Here is a 24264-nt window from a genome sequence, read left to right as displayed (position 1 = left end):
TGGGTCAGCCATGCCCGGCCATGTGGCTGCCGATGACAGCCACGTCGGCGGTGGCGGTGGGGGTCTCGTAGGTGATGGTGCCGCCGCTCATGACGAGGAGGCGGTCGGTGATTTTGAGGAGTTCGTCGAGATCGGAGCTGACGACGAGGACGGCCACGCCGCGGTCGCGGGCTTCGGTGATCTTCTGGTGCACGAAGTCGGTCGCGGCGAAGTCGAGGCCGAAGCAGGGCTCGGAGACGACGAGGATCTTGATAGGGCGGGTGGAGAGTTCCCGGGCGAGGATGGCGCGCTGGACGTTGCCGCCTGAGAGATCGCGAATGGGCGTGTCTGGCCCGCGAGTCTTGATGGAATAGGCCTCGATGAGGGGAAGGGCTGATTTGCGAATGGCGCGGAAGTTGAGCAACCACTTCCAGCGGGCCTGGGGCGGCTGGTCAAAAGTGCGGAGAGCGATGTTTTCCGCGACGCTGAGCATGGGGGCGCAGGCATTGCGAAGCGGCTCCTCCGGCAGGGTGTGGAATTGATGGGTGAGGATGTCCCGACGGGTGCCGCGGTAGGGCTGATCGTGGGCCTCCAGGGTGCCTGAGGCGGCGGGACGCTGACCGCCGAGCACCTCCATGAGCTCCCGTTGACCGTTCCCTGCGACACCGGCTATGCCCAGCACTTCCCCGGCGGCGAGTTCAAAGGAGACATCCTTCACAGCGGTGATGCCGTTGTCACCTAGAACCGAGAGCTGCTTGACGCGGAGGGCGGTGCGGCGGGTGGATGCGGGAGCAGTGGGCTTTGGGCCTGTCGCCGGAGGTGCGGAAGGGGCGCGCTTGGCTTCGGAGGCTCCGCCCATCATCATGGCTGCCAGGGTGTCACGATCCAGTTCTTTGACCTTGCCCTGGCCAGCCAGCTTGCCCCGGCGGAGCACGGTGACGTCGTCCGCAAAGGAGAAGACCTCGCGGAATTTGTGGGTGATGATGATGATGCTCAGCTTACCCGCCACGGTCATCTGCCGCAGCAGGGCGAGCACCTCTGTGGCTTCAGCGGGAGTGAGGACGGAGGTGGGTTCATCCAGGATGAGGATGCGGCTCTTGAGGTAGAGTTGCTTGAGGATCTCTGTCTTCTGCTTCTCCCCGGCGGCGAGTTCAGAGGCGCGTTTGTGAAGCGGCACCTTGAAGGGGGCCTCTGTGGCCATGAACTCCTCGAGCCGGGCGGTTTCCTGCTTCCAGTTCACGGCGGCGGGCACGTCCGGTCGGGAGAGGACGAGGTTCTCCGTGACGGTCATGCTGGGCACGAGGGTGAAGTGCTGGTACACCATGCCGATGCCGTATTTCCTCGCATCCGAAGGGTGCTGAATCTCCTGCACATGCCCGCCTACCATGATCTCGCCGGAGGTGGCCGGGTGGAAGCCCATGACGCACTTCACCAGAGTGCTCTTGCCCGCGCCATTCTCGCCCAGCAGGGCGTGCACGGTGCCTGGTGGCACGGTGAGGGAGATCTCATCGGCGGCGGTGAAGTCGCCGAACTTTTTGGTGATGCGGTAGAGCTCTAGCGAGGCGGGGGCCTGGGTGAACCTCTCCAGATTTTCCGGTGGGATGAGAGTCATGACAGGAGCGGGGAAAGATTATTCACCCGTGGCGAGAGCGCCCGGGGCACCAGCCAGTGACTTCTTGGTGGAGCAGGTGATGATCATGACGATGAGGGTGAGGACGTAGGGGGAGGCGTTCCAAAGGTAATAACCGGTCTGGATGCCGGCTGCCTGGAGGGCTGGCCCAACTGACTGGGCACCGCCGAAGAGCAGTGATGCCACGAGGCACATCTTGGGGTCCCAGCGGGCGAAGATGACGAGGGCGACGGCCATGAGCCCCTGCCCACCAGAGATGGCCTCGGTCCAGGCGCCGGGGTAGTAGAGGGAGAGGTACGAGCCGCCTACTGCCGCCAGGCCGCTGCCCGCCATCGCTGCCCAGGTGCGGACCGACTTCAAGGAAATGCCGAGGGCCCGGGCGGCAGATGGCTGGTCGCCTGCGGCACGGATCTGCAAGCCCCAGCGGGTGCTGCGGAGGAACCACGCGAGGAAGAAGGCGGTGAGCAGCCCCAGAAAGAAGAGCGGGCAGATGCGGAGGGCAGCCTGGATCTGGGACGAGCTGCTCCATGCTCCGAGCGGGATGCCGGGCAGAAGGGGGGCGCTGGGCTGGATGTAGGGTTTGCCAAAGAAGAAGGCGATGCCGCTGCCAAAGAGCATGAGGGCGATGCCGACAGCGATGTCATTGGTTCGAGGCAACTGCGCCAGCCATGCGAAGAGCAGGCCCAGCGCCATGCCCGTGCCCATGGCGGCCAGCACACCGTACCAGGGTGAGCCGGAGTGGTGGGAGACGGCGTAGGCCGTCATGGCCCCGGCGAGGAGGGAGCCCTCCTGGCCGAGGTTGATCTTGCCGCTCTTTTCCGTGAGGCATTCCCCCAGACTGACGAAGAGAAAGGGCGTGCCGCCCCGCACGGCTCCGGCCAGGATGGCCAGTGTGACAAGCCAGAATGATTCCATGAGGTGGGTTTTAGGAAATCAGGGTTTGAAGATCTTGAACCGGCCGTAGAGCGAGTCGCTGAACAGGATGACCAGGAACACGAGCCCCTGGAAGACCAGGGAGGTGGAGTCTGGCAGCTTGTGAGCCCGCTGCAGGATGCCGGAACTGGCGAGGATGCCCCCGAGCAGCAGGGAGACTGGAACAATGGCCAGGGGATGAAAGCGGGCGACGAAGGCGACCAGGATGCCGGCGTAGCCGAAGCCTGCGGCCAGGGATTCATTGGCCCGGCCATGAACGGCGGCCACCTCCACCATGCCGGCCACTCCTGCGCAGCCACCCGCCAGGAAACAGGTGATGAGCGTGGTGCGATTGACGGGCAGACCGCCAAGACGCGCCGCCTTGGGGTTGGCTCCTATGAACCGCGCCTGGTAGCCGAAGGTGGTGCGCTGCATGAGGAACCACAGGATCACGCAGGCCACGAGGCCATAACCGAGACCCCAGTGGACGCGCATGGTGAAGTCCCCAAAGGTGATGCGACCCAGCATGATCTCTTCTGCAATCGGGAAGCTGGAAGGCTTGTTCAGGCTGGACGGGTCCTTCATGGGCCCGTTCACCAGGTGGTTGAGGATCGCGATGGAGATGTAGTTGAGCAGCAGGCTGCTGATGGTCTCGTTCACCCCGCGATACTGGCGGAGTCCGGCAGAGAGGGAGATCCAGAGGCCACCCCAGATCATGCCGGAAAGGGCCATGAGGCCGAGCGCCAGATGGGGAGGCCAGGCCGGGACGGCCAGACCGGCGATGACGGCGCCGATGCCGCCCATGACGAGGGCGCCTTCATTGCCAATGACGATCATGCCCAGTCGTGCGGGCAGGGCCGTGCACAGGGCCGTGAGCATCAGCGGCGCGGTGCGCATGAGTGTGTTCTGAAAGGCGAACCAGCTGCCAAAGGAGGCCTTGTAGATGCTGGCGTACACCTTGAAGGGATCCTGGCCTTGGGCTTTGCAGAAGAGGCCAAAGAGGACGAGCGCAAGGAGGATGGCCCCTAGGGGAACGAGGATGGCCTCAAATGCCGGACCCCAGGCGCGTTTCAGCCGGGGACCGGGGGTAGGAGCGGCCAGCCCGGGAGATCCAGGCTGGCCAGAGGAGGTGGCGGAGAGTTCAGCCATCGATGGGGAAGGCTATGGGCCGACTTACTTGGTGCTGCCCAGCACGCCTTCCACCAGCCAGCTCATGGATTCGATGGCGGGATCGTCCCGCTTCAGGGCACCGCCTGCAGGGACCTTGACGTTGCCCTCGTTGTCCTTGAGTTCGCCGGTAAAGACCTCGAGCGTGCCAGCCATGAAAGCTGCTTTGGCCGCATCGGCGTCTGCCTTGGCGGCGTCAGACACGGCGGGGCCATAGGGGGACATCTTGATGAAGCCTTCTTTGAAACCTCCACGGATAAGATGGGGGATGCCGCCGTTCATGAGGGATTTGCCGTCCTGGATCATCTTGGCGTACTTCGAGTACACGCTGCTCCAGTCCCACTCGGCACCGGTGAGGTAGCCCTTGGGCGCAAGAGCGGCAGCATTGGCATGGTAGCCGCAGACGTAGGCCCCGCGGCGCTCGGAGGTCTGGGTGATAACCTTCGGGCTGTCCACATGGCAGGTGAGGACATCGATGCCCTGGTCGATCAGGCTGTTGGCGGCCTCTGCCTCCTTGACGGGCATGGCCCAGTCACCGGTGAAGACGACTTTGACCGTGGCTTTGGGGTTGGCCTTCCTGGCTCCCAGAGCGAAGGCGTTGATGTTCAGGAGCACCTGCGGGATGGGTTTGGCGGCAATGAAGCCGAGCTTGCCCGACTTGGAGGCGTGACCGGCGACGATGCCGTTCACGTACTGGGCCTCATAGATCCAGCCGAAGTAGCTGCCGACATTCTTGGGGTGCTTCTTTTCATCGTAGAGGCCGCCACAGTGGAGGAACTGCACCTCGGGCGCCTCCTTCGCCACCTTGAGGATGTGAGGATCGAAATAGCCGAAGGATGTGGGAAACAACACGGAGGCACCATCGATGTTCACCATGTTGAGCATGGTTTCCTGAACGGCGTTGGTCTCGGGCACGCTGGCCTCCTCCACGACCTTCACGCCTGGCACCTTGCCGACGCCGGCACCGCCTTCAGCATGGGCTTGATTGTAGCCGTAGTCGTCCTTGGGGCCGACGTAGATGAAGCCCATGACCGTCTCGGCAAAGGAGGGAGCAGCGGTGGCGAAGAGGGCAAGGGCGGCGGCGGTGTGGTGGGGGAATCGGGGCAGGAGTCGTCTCATGGTGGGAGAGCTGGTGAGCAAGTGAGGGACGTTGGAGTCGCTTCATAGGTGAGATGACGACGTCAGGCAGGCCCGCGCAGTTGCAGCCCCCGTGCCATGATCGGAGTTGGGTTAAGATGTTGAAATTGTGCGCCTTGTGAAGGTGGTGTTTCCCGGGACACAGGGGAGGGGATGTTCCGCCTGTGGCAGGTGTTGCAGGGTGCGACAATTGGCAAGGGGGGCGGGTAGGGTGGACCCGGAGTAAAGGAGGCGGGGTCTCCGGTCCCGCGGTCTGTGGGGTGGGCGGAGTGGGGAGGGGATCAAGGAACGCTTGGTGCGTGAGCCGGTTGGGACAACCGGACTACGCGTGGGGCGACTTGTTGTGCGAGAGCTCAGGTCTTGAGTCTTGCGTCTTCTCGTCTTGAGTCTCCCGCGAGTCGCGGGCCGGTCGGAACCGGTAGCCGATGCCGCGGACGGTTTCGATGATCTGTGGATTGGCCGGGTCGGCCTCCACCTTCTTGCGCAGGGTGACGATGTGCTGGTCCAGGGTGCGGGAATCCGGGAAATAATCCTGACCCCAGCAGCGGTCCAGGAAGGTATCCCGGTGAACGGGGCGGCCTTTCTCCTGATGCAGGAGGCCGAGGATGGCGGCTTCTCTTGGCGTGAGATCGATGGACTGGCCGTCCCGGGAAGCCCGGAGCTCGTCTGGCCAGACTTCCAGGTCGTGCATCTGGAAGGAGGTGGGGGAATTCTTTTGAGCGGTGGCCGAACGACGGAGGGCGGCGCGGATCCGGGCCATGACCTCCCCGCGGGTGAAGGGCTTCCGGATGAAGTCGTCTGCGCCGAGTTCCAATCCCACAATGACGTCGATCTCCTCCTTCTTGGCGGAGAGGAACAGGATGGGCACGGTAGGATCCTGCCGACGGATCTGGCGGCACACTTCGTAGCCGTCCATCTCAGGCATCATGATGTCCAGGCACAGCAGATGAGGTTGATGACAACGCCAGAGATCCAGAGCCTCTCGTCCGTGACGGGCGGGTACGGGATGGTAGCCCTCTGCCAGAACACAGGCGCACAAAGTGTCCCGCATGATGGCATCATCTTCGGCAATCAGGACGGTGAAGGACATAGGAATGGGGTTCGAGGAGCTAGGCGACGGCCGCGGCTGGCAGGGTGAGGGTAAACTCCGCTCCTGAGCCGGACTGGGCCAGGTGCAGGGTGCCGCCCATGGTGTGGGCCAGCTCCCGGGCAATGGCAAGACCGAGACCCGTGCCGCTGGTGCCCTCACTGGTGTGGTGCGCAAGACGCTCGAAGGGCTGGAAAATGCGATCAGCGGCAGACGCGGGGATGCCGGGGCCATGATCCCGGACGGTCACCCTGAGGGAGTCTGGCTCCCAGTGGGTGGAGATTTCCACGAACCCACCGCTGGCGGCGTACTTCTCCACGTTGGATACCAGGTTGGAGATGATCTGGACCAGGGCGTCTGCATCGATCAGAACCGAGCGGGAGGCATCGTAGGCTGCCTGAACCGTCAGACCAGCCCGCGTCAGGGTCGGGGCAAACTGGTCAAGGGTGCCACGGACGAGGTCGTCCGGGGCTGCGGGCGTGGGGTGATACGGCAGCCTGCCCCGGCTGGCCTGGCTGAAGGTGAGCACATTGTCAGTGAGGCGGGACAGCCTGCGGGTTTCCTCTTCCACCAGATCGAGCCGGCGATCTGCAGCAGCGGGATCACGGGAGAGGCACTCCCGGGCAAGGTCCAGGTTGAGCAGCATGTTGGTCAGCGGGGTGGCCAGCTCGTGGGACACCCGATTGACGAAGCTGACGCGTTGCGTGGCCAGCTGATGAGCCTGCTTCTGACTGCGGGTGACCATGATGCCCAGGAGGGCAAGGCTTCCTGCCATCACACCGGCACCGGCGAGGATGCCGCCGTCCAGATGGGTGCTCGGGGTGATGCGATCCCAAGCCATGACCTGCCAGTGGCCCCAACGTCCAGGGATGGGCGCAGCGATGTCGGGCATCTGGTCTTCGACCTCGGCGAGTTCCGAAGGGGAGGTAAGGGCCGTCTGCCAGGGCGATTCAATCCGGAGGGTGGCTCCGTGGTTCATGAAATAGCGGAGCCGGGGCGCAAGCCACTTCCTCATGTGGGCCTCCGTGGAGTCCTTGATCGCCTTGACATCCAGGGTGAAGGCAATGCCCATGTGGGGGCCCTTGTACTCCCAATATACGGCTTCGGTTGAGCTTCGCACGCCCTCCCAGCCCTGGCGGGGAGCATCTCCTGCTGTGGAGGAGAAAACGCGACTGCTGGCGAGGCCGGTGACCGATCGGGCCATGGCCTGCACTCGCAACGGGCCGAGTGGCTGAACGTTGGGCTCTGATGAGGTCGCGACCTCGTAGTGCAGGGCATTCTCCGGGAGAGGGCCGGTGAGCAGGCTGTAGAGTTTGATCCCCTCGATCTGCTGGCAGTGGCGGATCAGATCCTCAGTGGAGGTGAATCCTGTATCCCGGGCGATGTTGCTGAGGTGTTGAAGATACAGCGCATCGAGCCGATTGACCTCCATGCCGAGGTCTTCGATGAGCTGGCGCAGTTCCTGCCGGTCCACAGGAACCCTCACCGGTACTTCTTTCCTGGCAATCCAGAAACCCGCCCCCAGGACCAGTGCGGCTGCGATGAGCAGACCGGCGAGGGTGAGGGCGGGAGTGGCAGACGAGGGGATGGAGGTGAGCCTTTTCACCGCCAGGACAGCTTAGGGGGTCGCTTGTGAAAAGGCGACTACTTGGATGAGGAGGAGCACTTTTTTCGTCTCGTCGGTGGTGCCGTCGTCCTTGATGGGGCTGCTCACGCCGATCAGCGCGGTCTGGCCGGAGTGCAAGGTCACCGCGGTGGTGATCTTGTTGCTGACGAAGACGGGCTGCTCTGTGAGGGGAACCAATTTGTTGTTGATGTTGGCGCTGCCGTATTCCACCTTTCCGGCGTAGCGGACAAGCTCCGGGGCTACGTTGACATCGACCACCTGACCGTCTTCGCTGAGCACGGGTTCGATCTCCATCCGGGCACCGACGGGGCGCATCTCAAAGGCTTTGGGGTTGAGGGTGGTGGCTGGCTCCTGCACCAGGGAGAAGCGTGGATCCTTGGACTGCACTCCGGAGAGGTCCAGTGTGGAGAGGCCCTTTTCGGTATTTTCCTTGTACTCGGTCGGGTAGATGTGTTCCCGGACGGATTCAACGGCGCACCGCTGACCGCTCCGGGTGGCGCAAGAGACCGTGTCCAGCACCTTGGCGGTGCCGTCCTGCTCGCTCTTGCGAATGGCGGCGATGAGTTCGGCGCTGTTGGGGGACAGTCCCCGGCGGATGAGGGCAAGGGCGTCCTTGGTCTCCATCTCGATCCACTCAACGGTGGTGAAGAGCTGGTTTGTGGAGACGGCTTGAGCAGGCGGTGTTTCAGGTTTCGTCGCCTGGGCTGGAGATTTCTTATAGGGATCGACGGCGTCTTGAGCGTATGACAACGCGGGGAGGGCGAGCAGTGCGGCCAAGAAGGCCAGGCTGCGGCTGCAGGTGAAGGAAGACGGGTGCAGGAATTTGTATCTCATGAGGCCAAGTGTGGCATAAGGTCCGGCTCCCTGAGTCAACGCTGTGCAAAGCGTTTGTAAAAAGCGTGTCAAAACCTGGCCTCAAATCATGAGCAACAAGAAAAAGGGGATGTCGGGTGCCAGCTTTGTGCTGGACGCGACATCCCCAAGATGGATGGAAAAGGCAGTAAGTAGGCGTGATGCCGATACTATTGCGCTGCGGCTTCCCCCTCGGCAGGAACGCTGCGACCCCAGCTGACGAGCGCCAGAAGTTGGCCGTCATCGACCACGATCTCCGCCCATTGACCCTCGTGTCCGGCACCGCGGAACACGTTGGATTCCGTGCTGAAAGTGTGGATGTCGATGGTCTGTGGATGGGGGATTTTCTGCACCTCAGGAGCACCTCCGGGAGGGGTGCCTTTGGAAAGCTTGTAGGCGAGGTCGTTCAGTTGACTGTCAGAAGCTACGGGATCCGTGGATGTCTTCAGAATCACGTGGTAACTCTCATGGCGGTCTTTCTCCTGGTGCTCATACCATCCACCTACCACAGACCAACCGTCCGGTTTGTCAGGAAGTTGACGCTCAGCTTCTTTTTTGGAAAGCTTACCGCGCAACGGGGTGATGCCGGCCTTGTCATTGAAGGGGGGCGAGCTGTTGATGGCTCCGTCAACCGCAGCCAGGGGCGCAAAGAGGCCACCGCTAAAGTTGGAAACATGAAAGTACTGGTCTGAGACGCTGGGATCCAGCAATGACGGGCCAGCCGTCCAGGAGCCGAGGAGGACGCGGCCGTCGTAGATCACGACATGGCTGGTGACACGAAGGGCGATGTAGGTGCCGGCATACAGCACGGCACCTGCCAGCAATAGCCGGACAGGCGTGGGGAGATACATGGAAGGAAGGGTTTTAGTGCGATGTTATCACCGGGCAGGTGATCGCGACGAATAAGGTGTACTCATAAAGGTGTCAATAAATGTCATTTTTTCAGAATGCATGTTATCGCTGCCCATGCGAGGACGATGGGGCGCAGCATGGCCTCAACACCCGCCCCACCGGGGTGGGGGCGTTGCTCGAGATCCTCGTGAACGGAGATGCCTGGTTCCGGCCTGTCGCAATTAACGTTTGCGGCGGAACATCAGGAGACTGAGGCCAAAGGCCAGCAGGATGAACCGGCCTGGCTCAGGGGCGACTACCACGATGCCGCTGGTGTAGAAAAGCGTCATGTCGTAGGTGAGACCGGACGCAAGGGTGGGCAGGATAAGGTCTCCGACAGCACCTCCCACCCGGGCGTTGGTGAGAAGGTCACCACCGTGGCGGAAGTCATTCATGAGAACGGTGCTCCAGTCCATGAGATCGACGACATCGCCCAGTACCGGGTTCCAATTGATGACTTCAATCTGACCATTGTAGTGGAAGTCCACGGTGCCGTTGACCACGAGGACATCGTGGTTTCCCGGAGTGGCACTATTCCATGTCACTTCATTGCTCACCAGGTAGTTCGTGAGCGTGTTGCTGGTCGTGGCCGCGAGGATGCCAGCAGAGTCGTTGACCGTGGCCGTGGTGACGCTGAAGACTGCCCGGGTGGTAGCGGTGGCTGCGCCGTCAAGGGTCAGGTTCCCGTTGATCGTGAGCGTGCCGTTGAGCTCGCCTGCATTGGCCACCAGATCGGTGCCAGCCCCGCCCGGCTTGAGGACACCGGAGGAGTTGGCGCTGCCGCGGTTGCTGGAAATTACCAGGGAGCCGTTCACGGTGCCCGTGCCACTGACGACTCCATCCACCTGGGCACCGCCGGCCACGGCCACCGTATCCAGCACCGCGCCGGTTTTTACCTCGATCCAGCTGGAGTCCGCAAGGGAGGCGCTGGAGCCCATCTTGAAGGTCCCGGCATCCACGGAGGTCTTCCCGGTGTGGGTGCTGGCGGTGTTGAACTGAAGCAGACCGGTTCCTGTTTTGGCAAACTGGCCCACTCCAGCGACCATGCTGGAGATGGTGAAGGTCTTTGTGTCATCCACTTCCACGGTGCCACCACCTGCGTTGAGGCGGACGCCCCGGTTGGAGTTGACCTCGAAGGTTTCCGCCACATGCAACGTGCCGCCGTTGAAGGTGAGGTTGTCAGACCCGATGGCGGCCGTGCTGGGGGCGGTGCCCAGGGCCGCATCGGCGAAGACCTTCAGTTTGCCACCGGTCAAGATGTTGCCACCGTTGTGGGTGTTGCCCACGGCAAGGCTGGTGCCGGAGGCGGTGGCCTTGGTGGAGAGTTCGACAGAGCTGCTGCTGAGAATACGGGAGATGGTGGCTCCGGCCGGGATGCCTGGGCCGCTGACGGACATGCCGACGACCAGATTGGCAGTGTTGGCGATCCCGGTCACGACCGTGCTGTCTGCGGTGACAACGGCGCTGAGTGGAGCGGAGCCGAGCGTTAGTTCTCCGGCGCCCACCTTGTTTAGCTGGATGGACTGGGCCAGGACACCCGTGTAAGTCGTGCTGGAGCCGTCTGCACCCGTGCTCAGGGTGGTGCGGGTGGTGGCACCACTGGTGATGATGCCGGAGCTGCCGGAAATGCTGCCGACGATCTGGTGGAAACCATTGAGGTCCAGCACGCCGTTGGCCGTGGTGGTGACCCTTCCGGTGCCGGGGAGGGTGTTGTCCGCCCCGGCCATCAGCACGCCTTCACGTACGATGGTGTCTTTGTAAGTATTGGTGCCAGCCAGGAGGACGACGTCCTGACCGATCTTCGTGAGGTTGAAGTTGCCACTGATGTCGCCTTTGATCTGGAGCATCGTACCTTGGAGGCGGGGATCGAAGGGGTTGTTGTAGGCGTTGACCTTGCCGATGTCGTAGAAACGGTGAGCGCCACCGCCCACGTAAGGTTGACCGAGGAAGCTGTCTGCCAGCAGGTTGATGTCGACATTGCTGCCGAGGGTGCGGATGACGGCAATCTCATCCAGGTCAATGGCGAGGTAGCCCATGACGGAGCCCCCGTTGAGCCCCAGTGTCTGCGTGCCGGTCTGGTCCGCATTGATCTGCAGGTGCACGCCGCTGGCCAGGTTGAAGCCCGTTGCCCGAGCCCCGTCCACTGACCAGCGCTCGATGGATCCGTTTTGCTGGACCAGGGTGGCCGTGGAGGCGTAGTTGGCGACGGCGACGTCAATGGCACCGCCGTTGTCGATGATGGCGGTCATGGCGGCAGTGCCGAAGGAGCCATTGCTGGAGACCCGCACGGCCCCTTCGTTGACGGTGAAGAAGTGACTGCCCGAGAGGCCGTTGGCTCCGGACATGTCGCCCAAGTAGAGGACCCCGTCGCCGAGCTTGGTCACATCGTAGTCACCCTGGTTGTTGATGAGGGCGGGAATGACGCCCACGGTGGAACCCGGCCCAAAGCTGGAGGCATCAACATAGAGGGCATAGTCGTCAAACAGGCGGACCTCTCCGGTGAGCAGGCGGGTGCGGCTGCCGTCCACGCGGAATTGCAGCACCCCGGGCATGGTCATGCCGGCGGTGTAGGTGGTCTTGGCGTCGATGTTGCCGATCTGGTACTGGCGGTCATTGGCCGTGACGGCGCGAATGGTGTTCTGGTTCCAGGCAGTGATGGTGCCGTGGTAGAACCGGTTCAAGGAAGCATCACCAAAGACGGCGTTGCCCGTGGAGTTGAGGTTGAACCGCAGTTCCGTTTTGAAGTTCTGGTCGCTGCCGCCGTCTGGGTTCACGAAGCCGTTGAGCACGATCTCGTTCGTGCCGTTGGTGCCGAGGCCGTAGCTGGTCATGACTTGCAGCGTGCCGCCGTTCACCGTCCAGGTGCCGGCGAAACTGGCCTGGTCCTGGGCAATGGTGAGTACGCCGGCGTCATTGCCCGCGGAACCAAACTTGGTGATGCCACTGGCCTGGATCTGACCGTCGATGGTGAGGGTGTTTTGATCAATGTAGATGAACGCCTCGCGCAGGCTGCCCGCCTTGCCGAAGATCAGATTGGTGCGGATGACGTTGGCGTTGTCGGTGGTGCCGGCGATGAGGCCGCCGCTGCGGATGGTCAGGGTGGTGAAGAGGTTGGCCGCATCCGCGACAATGGAGCCGCCCGAGCCGCCAAGGCGGACGGCCAGCACGTCGGTGTCAGAGCCGAGGGTGGCGGTGACGGCGCTGACATCGAGGATCTCGGTGCCGTTGTTGGCCATGGTGACGGAACCGCCGAAGGCGGCAGTCCCGGCAGTGACGGACGTGATGCCAGCGTTGGCGATGGAGCGCCCGGCACCGATCGTCTGGTTCGATGTTTGAACGCGCAGGTAGTGGTTGGCAGTGGTGGTGCCGTTGGTGAAGTAGGTCTGGATGCCGTTGGTGGCGTTGTAGCGGGTGAACTGGCGTTCGGAGCGGCTTACAATGTAGGGGTTGAGCATGTCCGCATCATTGCCTACGAGGGAGCGGAGATCGGTGCCGGCGGTGCTGCCAGACTCCAGTGCGATGCCAGTTCCCACCGTGCCAACGCCAGCGCTTACCATGATGCGCTCCACGTTGGCGGCATTGTTGTTGGCGTTAGTGGCGTTGGTGCCCAGGATGTTGGCCGTGTGGGTTAGAGTGAGCGTTCCGCTACCGGTGCGCAGCAGAGAGGCAAAGACGAACTCAGCACCATCGTCGGCCTGGCGTACGACCCGGGCGGCGGAACCGCGATCGAAGGTGACTGCTCCCACCGTCTCGCTCTGACCCGTGGTGTTGGCAGTGACCCCCTCACCGGCCAGCTGGATGACAGAGCCGTTGAGGGCGATGCCGACATTGTCCGCCCAGCGGCCCTGGTTGCTGTTCACGGCGGTGGAGGTGACGCCGTTGTCGTTGTCAAAAAGAAGCCGGGAACCGATGTGGAACACCACGGCGTTGCGATTCCCTGTGCCCAAGTTGTTAACGTTGGATCCGTTGCTGCTGAAGTACTGCAGGGTGCCGACGAGCTGGACGGTGGCGGTGCCAAAGGGGGTGGACGCCGAACCGAATCCACCTTGGTTGGTCTGAAGCGTGTTGCTGGTGAGCTGGATGCCGTTGCTTTCCCCGAACCGGTTCCGGCTTTGAGTGACCTCCACCAGGGTGCCGGTGAAGTTGTTGCTGTTCGTGATCTGCACTGTGCCGCCGCCCTGGAAGGCAAGGGCCTTGCCAATGAGCAGGTTGGCCGACCCCGTGAAGACGTTGGCCTGGTTGAAGATGATCTGGCCATCACCACCACCCAGGCGATACACGTTGCCAGCACCCACCCCGAGGGTGGCGTTGGAATAGGTGGCATTGTTGAAGACACCGCCGCCAAGGAACCAGTAGCCGCCAAAGAGCGAGCCCATGTCGAGGCTGCCGGTGTAGGTGACCCCTTGAAGGTTGATGACGCCACCATTGGAGCCCCCACCCAGGGTGTTGACCACACTGCCATTGGCATTGCCGCTGGTGACCGCTGCTGCGCTGAGGAAGCTGGTGGGATTGGCAGTGTTCAAGGCTGCGCCAGTCAGGCTGAGCACGGCGGTGGCCGTGCTGTTGCTGTGAAACTGGCGGATGGTGGCGGAGCTGTTGTTGAGGTTGGCAAGGCTCTGTACATGAATGGAGGCACCGGGTGCGATGTAGATGCCACCGGTCCCGGTCGAGCCGGTCGTGAAGGAGTCGTTCACGGTGTTGGCCCGGAGGATCCCCTGGGAAACCTGGATGCCACCACTGTAGGTGCTGGGCGCATTGTAGTTGTAGGTCAAAGTACCGGCCCCGTACTTGTAGATGAAACCGGACCCGCTCACTTCAGTGTTGGCCAGCTGGTTGCCGAACACCAGGGCACCGCGCACGGAGCTGGCGTCAAGTTCCGTGTCCGTACGGATGATGGGGTTGTCATTGATGACCACGTCACCCACCCAGCGGAGCTGGACGTTGCCGGACTGTTGAACGATGATGAACGGACTGTTCTCAGTGCGCAGGACAGAGGAGGCGCTGCCCCAGAGATGGGCGATGGTGGTGGTGCCAGACACGCGGCGAACATCAAGGATGGTGCCGTTGCCGCGGACGGTGAGCATGCCATTGGGATTGCTCATGTAGTTGACCAGACCGGTGTCCCCGCGCGAGCGGAGGGTGCCGCGATTGATTTCCACCGGGCCGGTGCCGAGGTGGGCGCCATTGACTGCGCTGACCATGTCCACGAGACCTTCGTTGATCACGATGCCTCCGGTGAAGGTGTTGACCTCTGAGTCAAAACGGAGCTCCTGGCCACCGGTCTTGACCAGTTTTGCGCCACCGGAGACGACGCCTGCGAGACGCACCGTGTTGCTGGAGCCGCCGACGTTGATGTTGACGAGAGTGCCGCCCAGCGTGGTGGTGCCAGTAAAGGCGAGGTCGGCGTTGTTGCCGTTGCCAAAGGAAATAAGGGAGCCGGTGCTGCCAGCGTCTTCAAAGATGAGCTTGGCCATGGTGAACTCCACGTCCTGGCCGCTCTGAACAAACTCGGCGAAGGGCACGCCAGCGCCCATGATCAGGTCCTTGTTGAAGTTCACGGCGCCGGAGGCGACGGTGAGATTGAGACGGGCGTAGCTGCGCCGTACCCCGCCGCCGAAGTCACGATTCTCGTGATAATCGCTGTGGAGAGTGATGGAGCCGAGCCCATTGGCGGAGGCCACGCTGTTGAACTGGAGGATGCCACCGTTGAGGGTGGCATTTCCACTAAAGGTGTTGTTTCCGCTGAGGTTGAGCTGGCTCACTCCGGAAACGATGAGGCCGGCGGCCGTGATGTTTCCTGAAATCGTATGGGTTTGCAGGCTGGTGTTGCGGCTGGTCCAGATGTAGGCGTCCACGGCGCTGCCGTTGGCGAAGTTGAGATTGGTGCCGATGGTGATGCCAGTGTCGGCCGTTCCGGGGAAGAGGATGAGACCACCGCTGCGGATGGTGATGGCACTGCCCGCGTTGATGTTCTGGCGGGCGCGGAGGGCGAGAATGTCCGCCGGTGCCGATGGGGTGGCCACCGCGGTGACATCGACGATGGCCGTGCCGTCGTTGGCACCCGTGCTGAGATCGGTGCCGGCACTGGTGACATTGAAGGTTGCCGCGCTGAACCCCAGCACGGAGTCATAGGTCGTGAAGGTGTAGGGGATGTCTGCGCTGCTGGTAGCGGTGACAAACCGGGGTGAAATCATGGCCTGGGTCACGGCGTTCACCGTGATGAAGGCCGGGATGTCGGCCGGGTTCCCCATCAGCACCTTGCGGTTCGAGGCGCCAGCGGGATTGAGCACGGTGTTGGTGAGGGCGCGGAAGGTGAGCACCGAGCCTGCATTCATGCTGATGGCGCCGTTGATGAGAAGGTTGGTGGCCCCGGCCGTGCGACTCTCCAGGTAGATTTCACCGCCTCCAAAGACGTTGAGGCCCCCGATGATTTCTGTGGTGTCCCGGGAGTTGGCGTTGACGATGTTGAGTTGGGAACCCACGAGGGTCATGGCGAGGTCATCCTGCCACTTGTTGGTGAGAGGGCCTGCATTGATGCCGGTGCCGACGCTGGTGTCAGAGAGGTAGTTTGACTGGGAGCTGACGAAGGGGGCAAAGCCGGCGTCATAGTCGAGTCGCAGGCTGGAGCCACCGCGGGCGATGTAGTCGATGACCTGCTGACCGCTGTCATCGGTGAGACGGCCGGAGCCATTGAGCTCGACGCGCGCGTAGTTTTCGATGCTGGTGGAGGGGGAAAGATCGGCCAGCACCCGGAGCACGTTGGCGATGCCACCGGTGGTGCGGTTCGAGTGAACAACGGTCTCACCGGTGTAGTTCTGGTCCGCGTTGATCATGACAATGGCTGCGGAGCTGCCGGGAGCGGCGCCAAGGGTGCCCATGGACATGCCGACCTCGACGCGGGCGGTGCCGGTGAGGACATTGGCGCGGCTGAAGTTGAGCTGCTGAGCCCCGCCAAAGAAGCGGTAGGTATTGCCCGCCCCGGCACCCAGGGTGGCCGCGTCGTAGGTCACGTCGAAGTCTTCGGCGGCGAGACCCCACATGCCGTTGCCCACCATCGCCAGATCGATGACCTGGGTGTAGCGCCCGGGATGGACGCCGTTCTGGCTGCTCTGGCTTCCCGTCATGAGGGTGAGGGCGCCGCTCGTGGTGCTGCGCAGGTGGTAGTTGGCCAGGCTCGCGTCGTTGATCATCTCCAGACGGCTCTGGTTGGCGTTGGCCACTCCTGGAGCACCGGCGCTGCGGATGTAGAGCAACTGGTTGGCATGGAGGTTGGTCTCGCTAAGGCGGATCTGGGAGTTGGGGTTGATCCAGATGTCACCAGTGCCCGCTTTGGCCGTGCTGTTGTAGGTGAAGGTGTTGACGTTGTGGACGTAGTCGTATGCTAGGTTGCGGGAGCCAAAGAGAAGGCGGCCGCCGGTGACGACGGTGCCGCCCGCGTAGTCGTTGGTTGAGTTGGCAATGGCCAGGTTCCCGGCCTCGGTCTTGTTGAGGGTGTAGCCTTTGTTGCCTGATCCAGTGATCTGTCCGCTGAAGGTGGTGTCGTTGGAAATGGCCAGCCTCGCGTTGTTGGTCATGGTGGTGGTGCCTGCCACATTGACGCCGACCGTGTTGGCATTGGAGAAGGTGACCGTGGTCTCGTTGACCGTGAGGTTGTTGATGTTGATGAACTTGTTCTCGGTGAAGGCTCCCACGGCGTAGCCGCTGGCGGAGTTGATCGTGCCGCCATAGAGGACGTTGACATTCACACCAGTGTTGAGGGAGTTGAAAATGCCCGTGCCAAAGTCTTCGGCGATGAAGAAGCGGAGTTCACCCCCGCGCAACGTGACCAGCGTACCGGAGGGGATGGAGCTGGTGGTGGTGGCGAGGAACTGGTCATTGACGACATAGGGGAGGGGGGCTCCTTCGGAAATAACAAAGCGGGCGATGCCCTGGTCCACATAGAGGTTGCCAAAGCTGTTGGGGTTGGCTGCGTCCACGTTTTGGAAGTCGAGGGCGCCTGTTCCCGTTTTGATGATGGTGCCGGTGCCGGTGATCTGGCCGGCGAAGACGGTGCTGGTGCTGTCATCGCCCACGATCAACTGTCTGTTCCCCAGCTGGAGGGTGCCCTGGCCTGCTAGGCTGCCGATGCGCTGGTCGAAGCCGAGGGTGCCCATGTCGAAGGTCGCACCGGCGGCAATGGTCAGGCCGGAGGCGATGGTGAGGCCGTTGGTGGTGCGGCGACCCAGGGCATTGGTGGCCCCGGCGCGGAGGGTGCCCCCGATCACGTTGGTGGCTCCGGTGTAGGTGTTGCCCGTGCTGCTGAGGATCAGCGTGCCCTCGCCGGTCTTGGAGAGGACATTGGTGGAAAGAGTGGAGATGGAGGATGTGAGGGATGAACCCCGGATGGAGGCACTGATGGTGGAGGTGCTGCCGCCGCCCACGTACAGCACGGTCTCAGAGGCATTGGTGAGGATCCGTCCGTTGGAGATGCCCGCACCATTGTTGAGGATCAAGCCGGCCACCGGGTTGTTGGTAGCGGGGTTCGTGTTGCCAACATCGCCGAGGCTCAGGTCAAAGTTCCCAAGATTGATGCTGTTGTTCGTGCGCAGGGCGAAGACGCTCTTGTTCGCAGTGAGGGTGGTGGCGACGTCGTTGTCGAAGACAGAAACAGCCGTCGTGGCGATCAGATTGAGATCCCCCTGAGTGGTGCCGGGTGTGTAGGTCTTGGCGATGACATTGGTGCCGCTCATGTTGACAAAGTTGCCATCCGTGACAGCGGCGCTGGTCTGGGTGAGCAGCCAGGGGGAAAGGATGCCGTTGATCGTGGCCGGGGCGGTGGAGAAGGTGAGGCGTTCCTCGGTGCCGAGATTGCCGAACTGAGGAATGATGACCAGAGCCCCGCGTCCAGTGCGGGTGAGCTGCCCGGAGCCCGCCGTGATGGTCAGCTGGGTGTTGATGCTGTCCCCGGAGGCGAGATCGCGGAGGTGAAGGTAGCCACCAAGGTTCGTGCCGCCAACCGTGAGCGTGGCCAGCGAGGTGTTGGTGGTGACACCGATGCCGGTGAGCTGAAGGGTGCCGCCGGCAATGATGAGGTCATTGGTCGCCGCGCCAAAGGGGGAGGCCGCCGCCTGGGCAATGCCTTCGAGCGTGCCACGGGCCACCGTGAGGTCCGTGCCGGAGGAGGCGTTGCCAAAGGTGTTGGCTCCAGAGAGGATGACCCGGCCCTGGCCGTACTTGAAGTAGCTCACGGCGGTGGTGGAGCTGGAGGAAATAATGCCCGAAAAAGTCGTATCCCCGCCAGTTGCCGCATGAAATCCGATAGAGCCGCCCGCTCCGGAGTTGCTGAAGGTGCCGGAGAAGGTTTTGGAGCCGCTGTCCATGCCGCCGAAGATGCGGGTGACCGTGGAGTTGGACACGATGTTGTTGGCGATCGTACGAGTGCCGGAGGCGTACACGTTGTGCGAGCTGCCGCCGGTGGAGGAGACGGTCTTGGCTGCGGCACCGAGGGCGAGATCGTGGGCGAGGACCAGCGTGCCGCTGCTGATGGAGACGGATGTGGTGGCAGAACTGAAGCTGTTGCTTCCGCTCAAGGTGAGGATGCCTCGCCCCCCTTTTGTAATGGCGGTGGTCACCGTGGTGCTGTCGATGCTGCCGCTGATTTCGAATTTGCCCTGGTCCACGTTGATGGTGAACGTTTCCGCGGCGGCACCGGTGATGGAGTAGGCGCCGGTTGACTTGAGCGTGCGGCCCTGCAGTGCCTGGACGCCGAGAGTGCGGGGGCCGCTGACGGTGACGGCGCCGTCAAGGGTCTGGGTGCCTCCGGTAAGGCCAGTGTTCGTGATGGCCCCGGTCAGGAGAGTCTGCTGGCCGGCGGTGCCGCTGGTGAAGGAGATGGCCCCGAAATTGTAAGATGAGTTCAGGGCGTCGTTGCGAAGGTGAAGGGCGGCGACTTCCGTGGCGGTGGCGCTTCCGTTGCCCAGCACCAGGCCTCCCGAGGAGAGGCCTTGTGTCCCGGTGAGAATGACGGTGCCTCTCTGGATGGTGGTGATGCCAGTGAGGGCCGAGGTGCCGTCGATAATCAAAGTGCCGGTGCTGTTGCTCTTGGTGAGATTAATTGTGCCAGCCCCTGACTGGGCGATGCCGTTCTCGAAGCGAGTGAAACCGCCTCCGATGTTGATGGCCAGGGTGGCCGTCCCTGAGCCGCTGTAGTTTGCGGTGACGGTGTTGAACTGGATTTCGCCGTTGGCTGAGGCGTCCTGCACTTCAAAGGTGCGGGTGGCGCCTCCTACGACACCGATGCCAAGGGTGCCAAACTGGACGGCATAGGAGCGGCCGCCGCCATCGGCGTCCACCCGGATGCGGGAGTCGCTGATGACATTGAGGTTCTTGCCACTGTAGCTGTTGTTGACGTTGGTGTAGCCGCTGTAGCCGCTGTTGCGGAAGGCAACCAGACCGTTGGCGACAGCGCCCATGTCCAGGTTCACCACAGATCCGGTGCCCATCGCCAGCCCGCTGGCGACGACGGCGGTGCCCCCGTTGCCAAACGTGACGGATCCCGCGAAGTTGCTCTGGTCACCCTTGAGAAAGACGGCGTGGCTGGTGGCTGAGATGTTGGACAGACCGGTGGCGTTGGGGGCGCCAATGATCATGCCCGTGGCGGTGCCGAGGACGTTCGCCTCCAGAGTGAGCACCCCGGCAGCGTTGTTGCTGGCGACGCTGGACTCACTGCCTCCGCCAAAGCGGTAGAGGCTCCCTTGCCCGGCGGAGATGGCGGTGGCGATGGAGCCGTTGGCCCCTGTTGTGCCGATCCAAATCTGGGCATTGGGGGCCGCAGCGTTGGTCTCGGCGATGAGGTCATGCTTTAGCGCCCAGCCGTCCAGCACCAGCATCGCCTTGTCGTTGGTATTGTTGCTGAGGCGGACATTGAGAATACCCGTGCCGGTGGTGTTGAAGTCAATCAGGGGGACGGCGGCGGTGGTGCCTGAGAACCCCGTGCCCAGGACCAGGGTAGGCATGCCGGTAGCGGTCTGGCTGGCCAGGGAGAGGATCTGATTGCTGCCAATGTTCTGCGGTCCGTCGAGCCGCAGCACCGCATCGCGATTGGCCGTCACGGACAGGTCGATGTTGTTTCCCGCAACGTTGGCGCCAAGGGTGGCATTGCCCCGGAGCCAGGTGACCCCGTCATTGAGGGTGGTGCCGCCGAGATAATCGTTCAAGGACCCGGAGATGATCAGGACTCCGTTGCCTTCCTTCACAAAGCCACCGTTGGTGATGCGGCCGCTTATTTCCTGATGGATGCCGTTGACGGTGAGCTGGCGGGAGGTGCCGGAGAGGTCCACCGTGCCGGCGAGGTCTGTCTTTTCCAGATAGGCGGCACTGCCGATGGTGGAACTGGCGGTGATGAGGACGTCATTGAGGACCTTGCCGCGGTAGCCAAGAGCGTTGAAGATGCCGCCTCCGTTCAGGACGATCTTGGCGGAGCCAAGTGCGGTCGAGGATCCCACTCCCAGCAGTCCGGAGTCCACCTGAATGCGGTCAGTGGAGGCGAAAGTGTTGTTTCCTGCAAGCTCCACGCTGCCGGTGGCACCGACCTGGGCGATGCGGAGGCTGCCGCCCGAGATGTTGCCGGTGATCGTGGTGGTGGTGTTGGTGTGAGCGATGATGGAGGCAATGCCTTCCGTAGGGGCGGCCAGGTTGACGGCACCGGTAAGGATGTTCCGCCCCGTGCCCGTCGCATCACCGAGAGTGAGGCTGTCGTGAATGGTGATGCTGTTGCCCAGGACCAGCGGGTTGCTGCTGTTCCCGGCGAGGATGCCGTTCACCACGGTGATGGCGTTGGCCGTAGGCAGGGCACTGCTGCTGCCGGAAACGGAGTTTACAAGGCGGATGGTACCCTGATGAAGAAACAGGCCACCGGTGAATCCGTTGGAGCCGGTGAGCGTGAGGACACCGGCGCCGCTCTTGATGACGGCAATGCTGCCATTGATCGAGGAGCCAATGCCGAGAGCGTTCGAGCCGATGAGGTGAATGAGGAGCTCATTGCCACTGCCGACCAGCAGACTGCCGCCTGAGATGCTGTGAGCCGTGGTGGTGGCTGTGCCGCTGACCAGAATGCCGCCGCTGTCGATCGTGTAGCTGAACCCGGCCTGGGCAATGGTCTGGTTCCCAGCGGCCGCAGTGGACGAGATATTCAGGGAACCGGCGGTTCGTGCTCCTCCGAAGGTGGTGGTGGCGGCGGTGGCAGCGGCGATTTTGGCATGGTAGGTGGCGACCGTCATGCTGCTTTCGAGAAAGGCTCCGCCTGCATTGTAGTCGGTGGCGGCGAAGGCGGTCACACCGTTGGTGGCGTCGTACTTCGCCCACTCGGCGGCCGTACCGGAAGCCGCCGTGCCCACCGTGGCCCAGCCTCCGATGAAGCCAGCCGCAGGGGCGGAGCCATTGAGATTGGTGAGAATGATGCGATTGCGATCGCTGGTTCCGAGGAGTCCTGCGTCGGCGGAGTTGAAGTTCACCACACCGCGATTCGTGCCAGCCGTGCGCACCAGGTTCGTGATCGTGAGGATGGAGGTGTCCCCGACGGTGGCGCTGGCTCCGTCTGAGGTGATGGTGTTGTTGCCCCGGTTGAGCGTGATGGCACCAAGCGTTTCCTCATAGTCGAAGCCGGCAGTCGGGGTGGTGTCGAAGAACAGTGTGCCGCCGTTCAGGGTGATGCCCGCGGCATTGTTGACGCGATCGGTGCTGATGCCCCCTGCGGCGGTACCGTTGAGGATGCGAAAAGTGCCGCCCGACTGGACGTTGATGGCGGTCACGGCGGCCAGGAGACTGCCTGTACTGGCGGCACCTGAAGAGCCGGCGATGACGGAACCGCCCACAATGTTCAGCGTGCCTGACCAGGAACTGTTGGCGCTGCCAACGATGTGGAGTGCACCCAGTCCGGTCTTGTTGAGGTTGCCTGTGCCGGTGATGGTTGCCGCGGTGTTGTTGAAGAGCACAAAAGTGCCGCCAGCATCGTTGACCTGGATAGTGGAGGCCGCAGTGATGGCGACTCCCATGTTAGTCTGTGCATTCTGCTGGTTGGTCCCCGTGTAGGCGAGCGTGCCACCGTTGAGGGTGATGAATCCTGCGCCAGCCGCCACGGTGCCAGGGTTGTTGCCAAGGTTGGCAGGTGCCCCAAACGCCAGCACGCCCTGGTTGATGGTGATGCCGGTAATGGTGGTGTTGGTAGCGGAAAGTACCAGACGACCATTTCCCGCCTTGATCAATGCCCCACCGGAGATGACGCCGCTCAATGTGTCTGCCACCGTGGTGATGGTCGTGGGAACACCAGAGGTGTTGGTGGTGATGGTACGGGTGCCATTGAGGTTGATGGTGCCACTCAGGGTCAGCAGGCCGTCGTAGCTTCCCGCGTTGAGAGGGTTGCCTCCGAGGGTCAGATCTCCATTGAGCAACCATGCGTTGGTCAGGGTGCGGGCCGTGTCGGAGGCGATCGTGGCCCCATTGACGGTGACCTGACCGGCTCCCAAGGCGGTGGTGGTGCCAACGACCACCGTGCTCCCAGTCCCGAGCGTGAGTGTGGATTGCGTGTTTGCGCCCCGCAGGTGGAGCGTGCCGGTCCCTGCCACGCTCAGGCTGCCACCGGATACGGCTCCGGTGATGAACTGATTGCCTGTGACCGTGATGGTGCGGGGCGATCCGGCACCAAGATTGACGGTACCACCCAGCATGAGAGAGCCTGAGCCCAGTGCTCCAAGGTTGAAGTCGGCGTTGGCGATCAGTGCATTGGCCAGGGTGCGGAGGGAGCCCGAGTCAGATCTCAATGTCGCCGTGCCTCCAGAAGCGATGGTGACGGTACCGGTGCCCAGGGGACCGGAGCTGATGGATGACCCGGCAAGGCCGCCGACGGTGCTGGAGGCGACCGTGACCGTGCCGTCAACCAGGGTGGTGCCTCCGTTGTAGGTGTTGGCTCCACCCAAGAGCAGCGTGCCTTTGCCTTCTTTGCTCAACGTGGTGGCCCCCGAAACGGTTCCGGTCAGATTGAGCTGCCCTCCCGTGGCCACATTTACGATGGTGGGATCTTGCAGCTCGACGGCGGCCGAAATCACATCCGTGGCGGTGCCGGTCTTGTTGATGGCAGCGTTGCCACTGGTGACGTCCAATAGGAACTTGCCTGCTGTGCCAGGAGCGATGGTGTAGGCGTGGCTGGAATCGGCGTCTCCGATGTTCAGAGTGCCCAAGGTGATGGGCACACTGAGGATGATGGTTTGGCTTCCGGCAATGTTGTTATTGAGATTGGCGACGTCCCCCACTTGATTGGGGATGGGGCCCAGGATGAACGGATCTTCTGAGGTGCCTGCACCGATGACGCCCCACGGTGGCACGAAGGGGGTGTTGGCATTGCCCGCATTGGTGTCCAGCCAGTAGTAGGTCCCGCCACTGGTGGCCACCCAGGTCCCGTCCGCAGCGGTGATCCCGGGCGCGAACAACCCTCCCCAGGCTGCTGCGATGGCCGCAATCAATGGGGCCTGAAGGATTCGGAAAGCAGGGCGTCGGGAGGAGTTCATGGCAGTCGCGAAGGCGAAGTTTTTGAGGTCAGAAAAGAGAAGTAGGGATGATAGAGGCACCCCTGGGAGAAAAGACACGGGCCACCGCCGCATCGCCCGGCCGGCTGCGCAGAGACGGTTTGGGCACGCGTTTGTAGCCGCAATGTGAAGCGCGGGTAACGACGATGTGATAACTGGACGGAATTTTCTCGAAATGAATGAATCCAGAAATACCAAAAAGCTCCGGTTCTAGAAGAAGAAAACTTTCGATCCGAGAATAAATATTTCTAAGAAAAGTGGCTGTGTTTAGCTGCCATAATTTCTCGATACGTCGTAAATGCTCGTTTGATGAGGATCGAACAAACAGTGTGGCCAAGCTCGATGGGAGCGGGCCTTCTGTCCGCCTGAGGTGAGTCAACCAAACGCGGGTGTTCTGGGGTGGGCACCCTGGAATCGACTCTGC

Annotated in this window: 9 protein-coding genes; all 9 read right to left on the bottom strand. The window is 62.5% G+C overall.

Annotated elements, in window-relative coordinates; genetic code table 11:
• Positions 1-4: 4 nt before the first annotated feature.
• The 9 genes from BV106_RS28100 to BV106_RS28060 all read right to left on the bottom strand — a co-directional run bounded on the left by BV106_RS28100 (position 5) and on the right by BV106_RS28060 (position 23822).
• The gene (locus tag BV106_RS28100) at positions 5-1591 is read right to left on the bottom strand and encodes an ABC transporter ATP-binding protein (protein ID WP_038170324.1); all 1587 of its coding nucleotides are present in this window, start codon (positions 1589-1591) and stop codon (positions 5-7) included.
• Between the two features lie 18 nt (positions 1592-1609).
• Positions 1610-2524, bottom strand: a complete 915-nt coding sequence (locus BV106_RS28095; RefSeq protein WP_038170323.1) for an ABC transporter permease — start codon at positions 2522-2524, stop codon at positions 1610-1612.
• A gap of 18 nt (positions 2525-2542) precedes the next feature.
• Positions 2543-3670 (bottom strand): ABC transporter permease, encoded by a 1128-nt coding sequence (locus BV106_RS28090; RefSeq protein ID WP_265596153.1) that lies wholly within the window; start codon positions 3668-3670, stop codon positions 2543-2545.
• A 24-nt stretch (positions 3671-3694) separates the two neighbouring features.
• The gene (locus tag BV106_RS28085; protein ID WP_081892401.1) at positions 3695-4807 is read right to left on the bottom strand and encodes a BMP family ABC transporter substrate-binding protein; all 1113 of its coding nucleotides are present in this window, start codon (positions 4805-4807) and stop codon (positions 3695-3697) included.
• Between the two features lie 340 nt (positions 4808-5147).
• Positions 5148-5915, bottom strand: coding sequence for a response regulator transcription factor (locus tag BV106_RS28080; protein WP_063768010.1), 768 nt, complete (start codon positions 5913-5915; stop codon positions 5148-5150).
• A gap of 19 nt (positions 5916-5934) precedes the next feature.
• Complete coding sequence (locus BV106_RS36365; protein WP_051946429.1) at positions 5935-7518, bottom strand: HAMP domain-containing sensor histidine kinase; 1584 nt, start codon at positions 7516-7518, stop codon at positions 5935-5937.
• A gap of 12 nt (positions 7519-7530) precedes the next feature.
• Entirely contained in the window at positions 7531-8373 is an 843-nt protein-coding gene (locus tag BV106_RS28070; protein ID WP_265596152.1) for a hypothetical protein, read from the bottom strand.
• Positions 8374-8561: 188 nt separating this feature from the next.
• Positions 8562-9242, bottom strand: a complete 681-nt coding sequence (locus tag BV106_RS28065; protein WP_038170317.1) for a hypothetical protein — start codon at positions 9240-9242, stop codon at positions 8562-8564.
• 222 nt (positions 9243-9464) lie between these two features.
• On the bottom strand, positions 9465-23822 hold the full coding sequence (locus tag BV106_RS28060) for an autotransporter-associated beta strand repeat-containing protein (RefSeq protein WP_265596151.1): 14358 nt from the start codon (positions 23820-23822) through the stop codon (positions 9465-9467).
• Positions 23823-24264 lie beyond the last annotated feature (442 nt).

The organism is Verrucomicrobium sp. BvORR106 (genome assembly GCF_000739655.1).
GTDB lineage: Bacteria > Verrucomicrobiota > Verrucomicrobiia > Verrucomicrobiales > Verrucomicrobiaceae > Verrucomicrobium.
The sequence above is the reverse complement of the archived record's forward strand: the minus strand, read 5'-3'. Positions and strand labels throughout refer to the sequence as shown.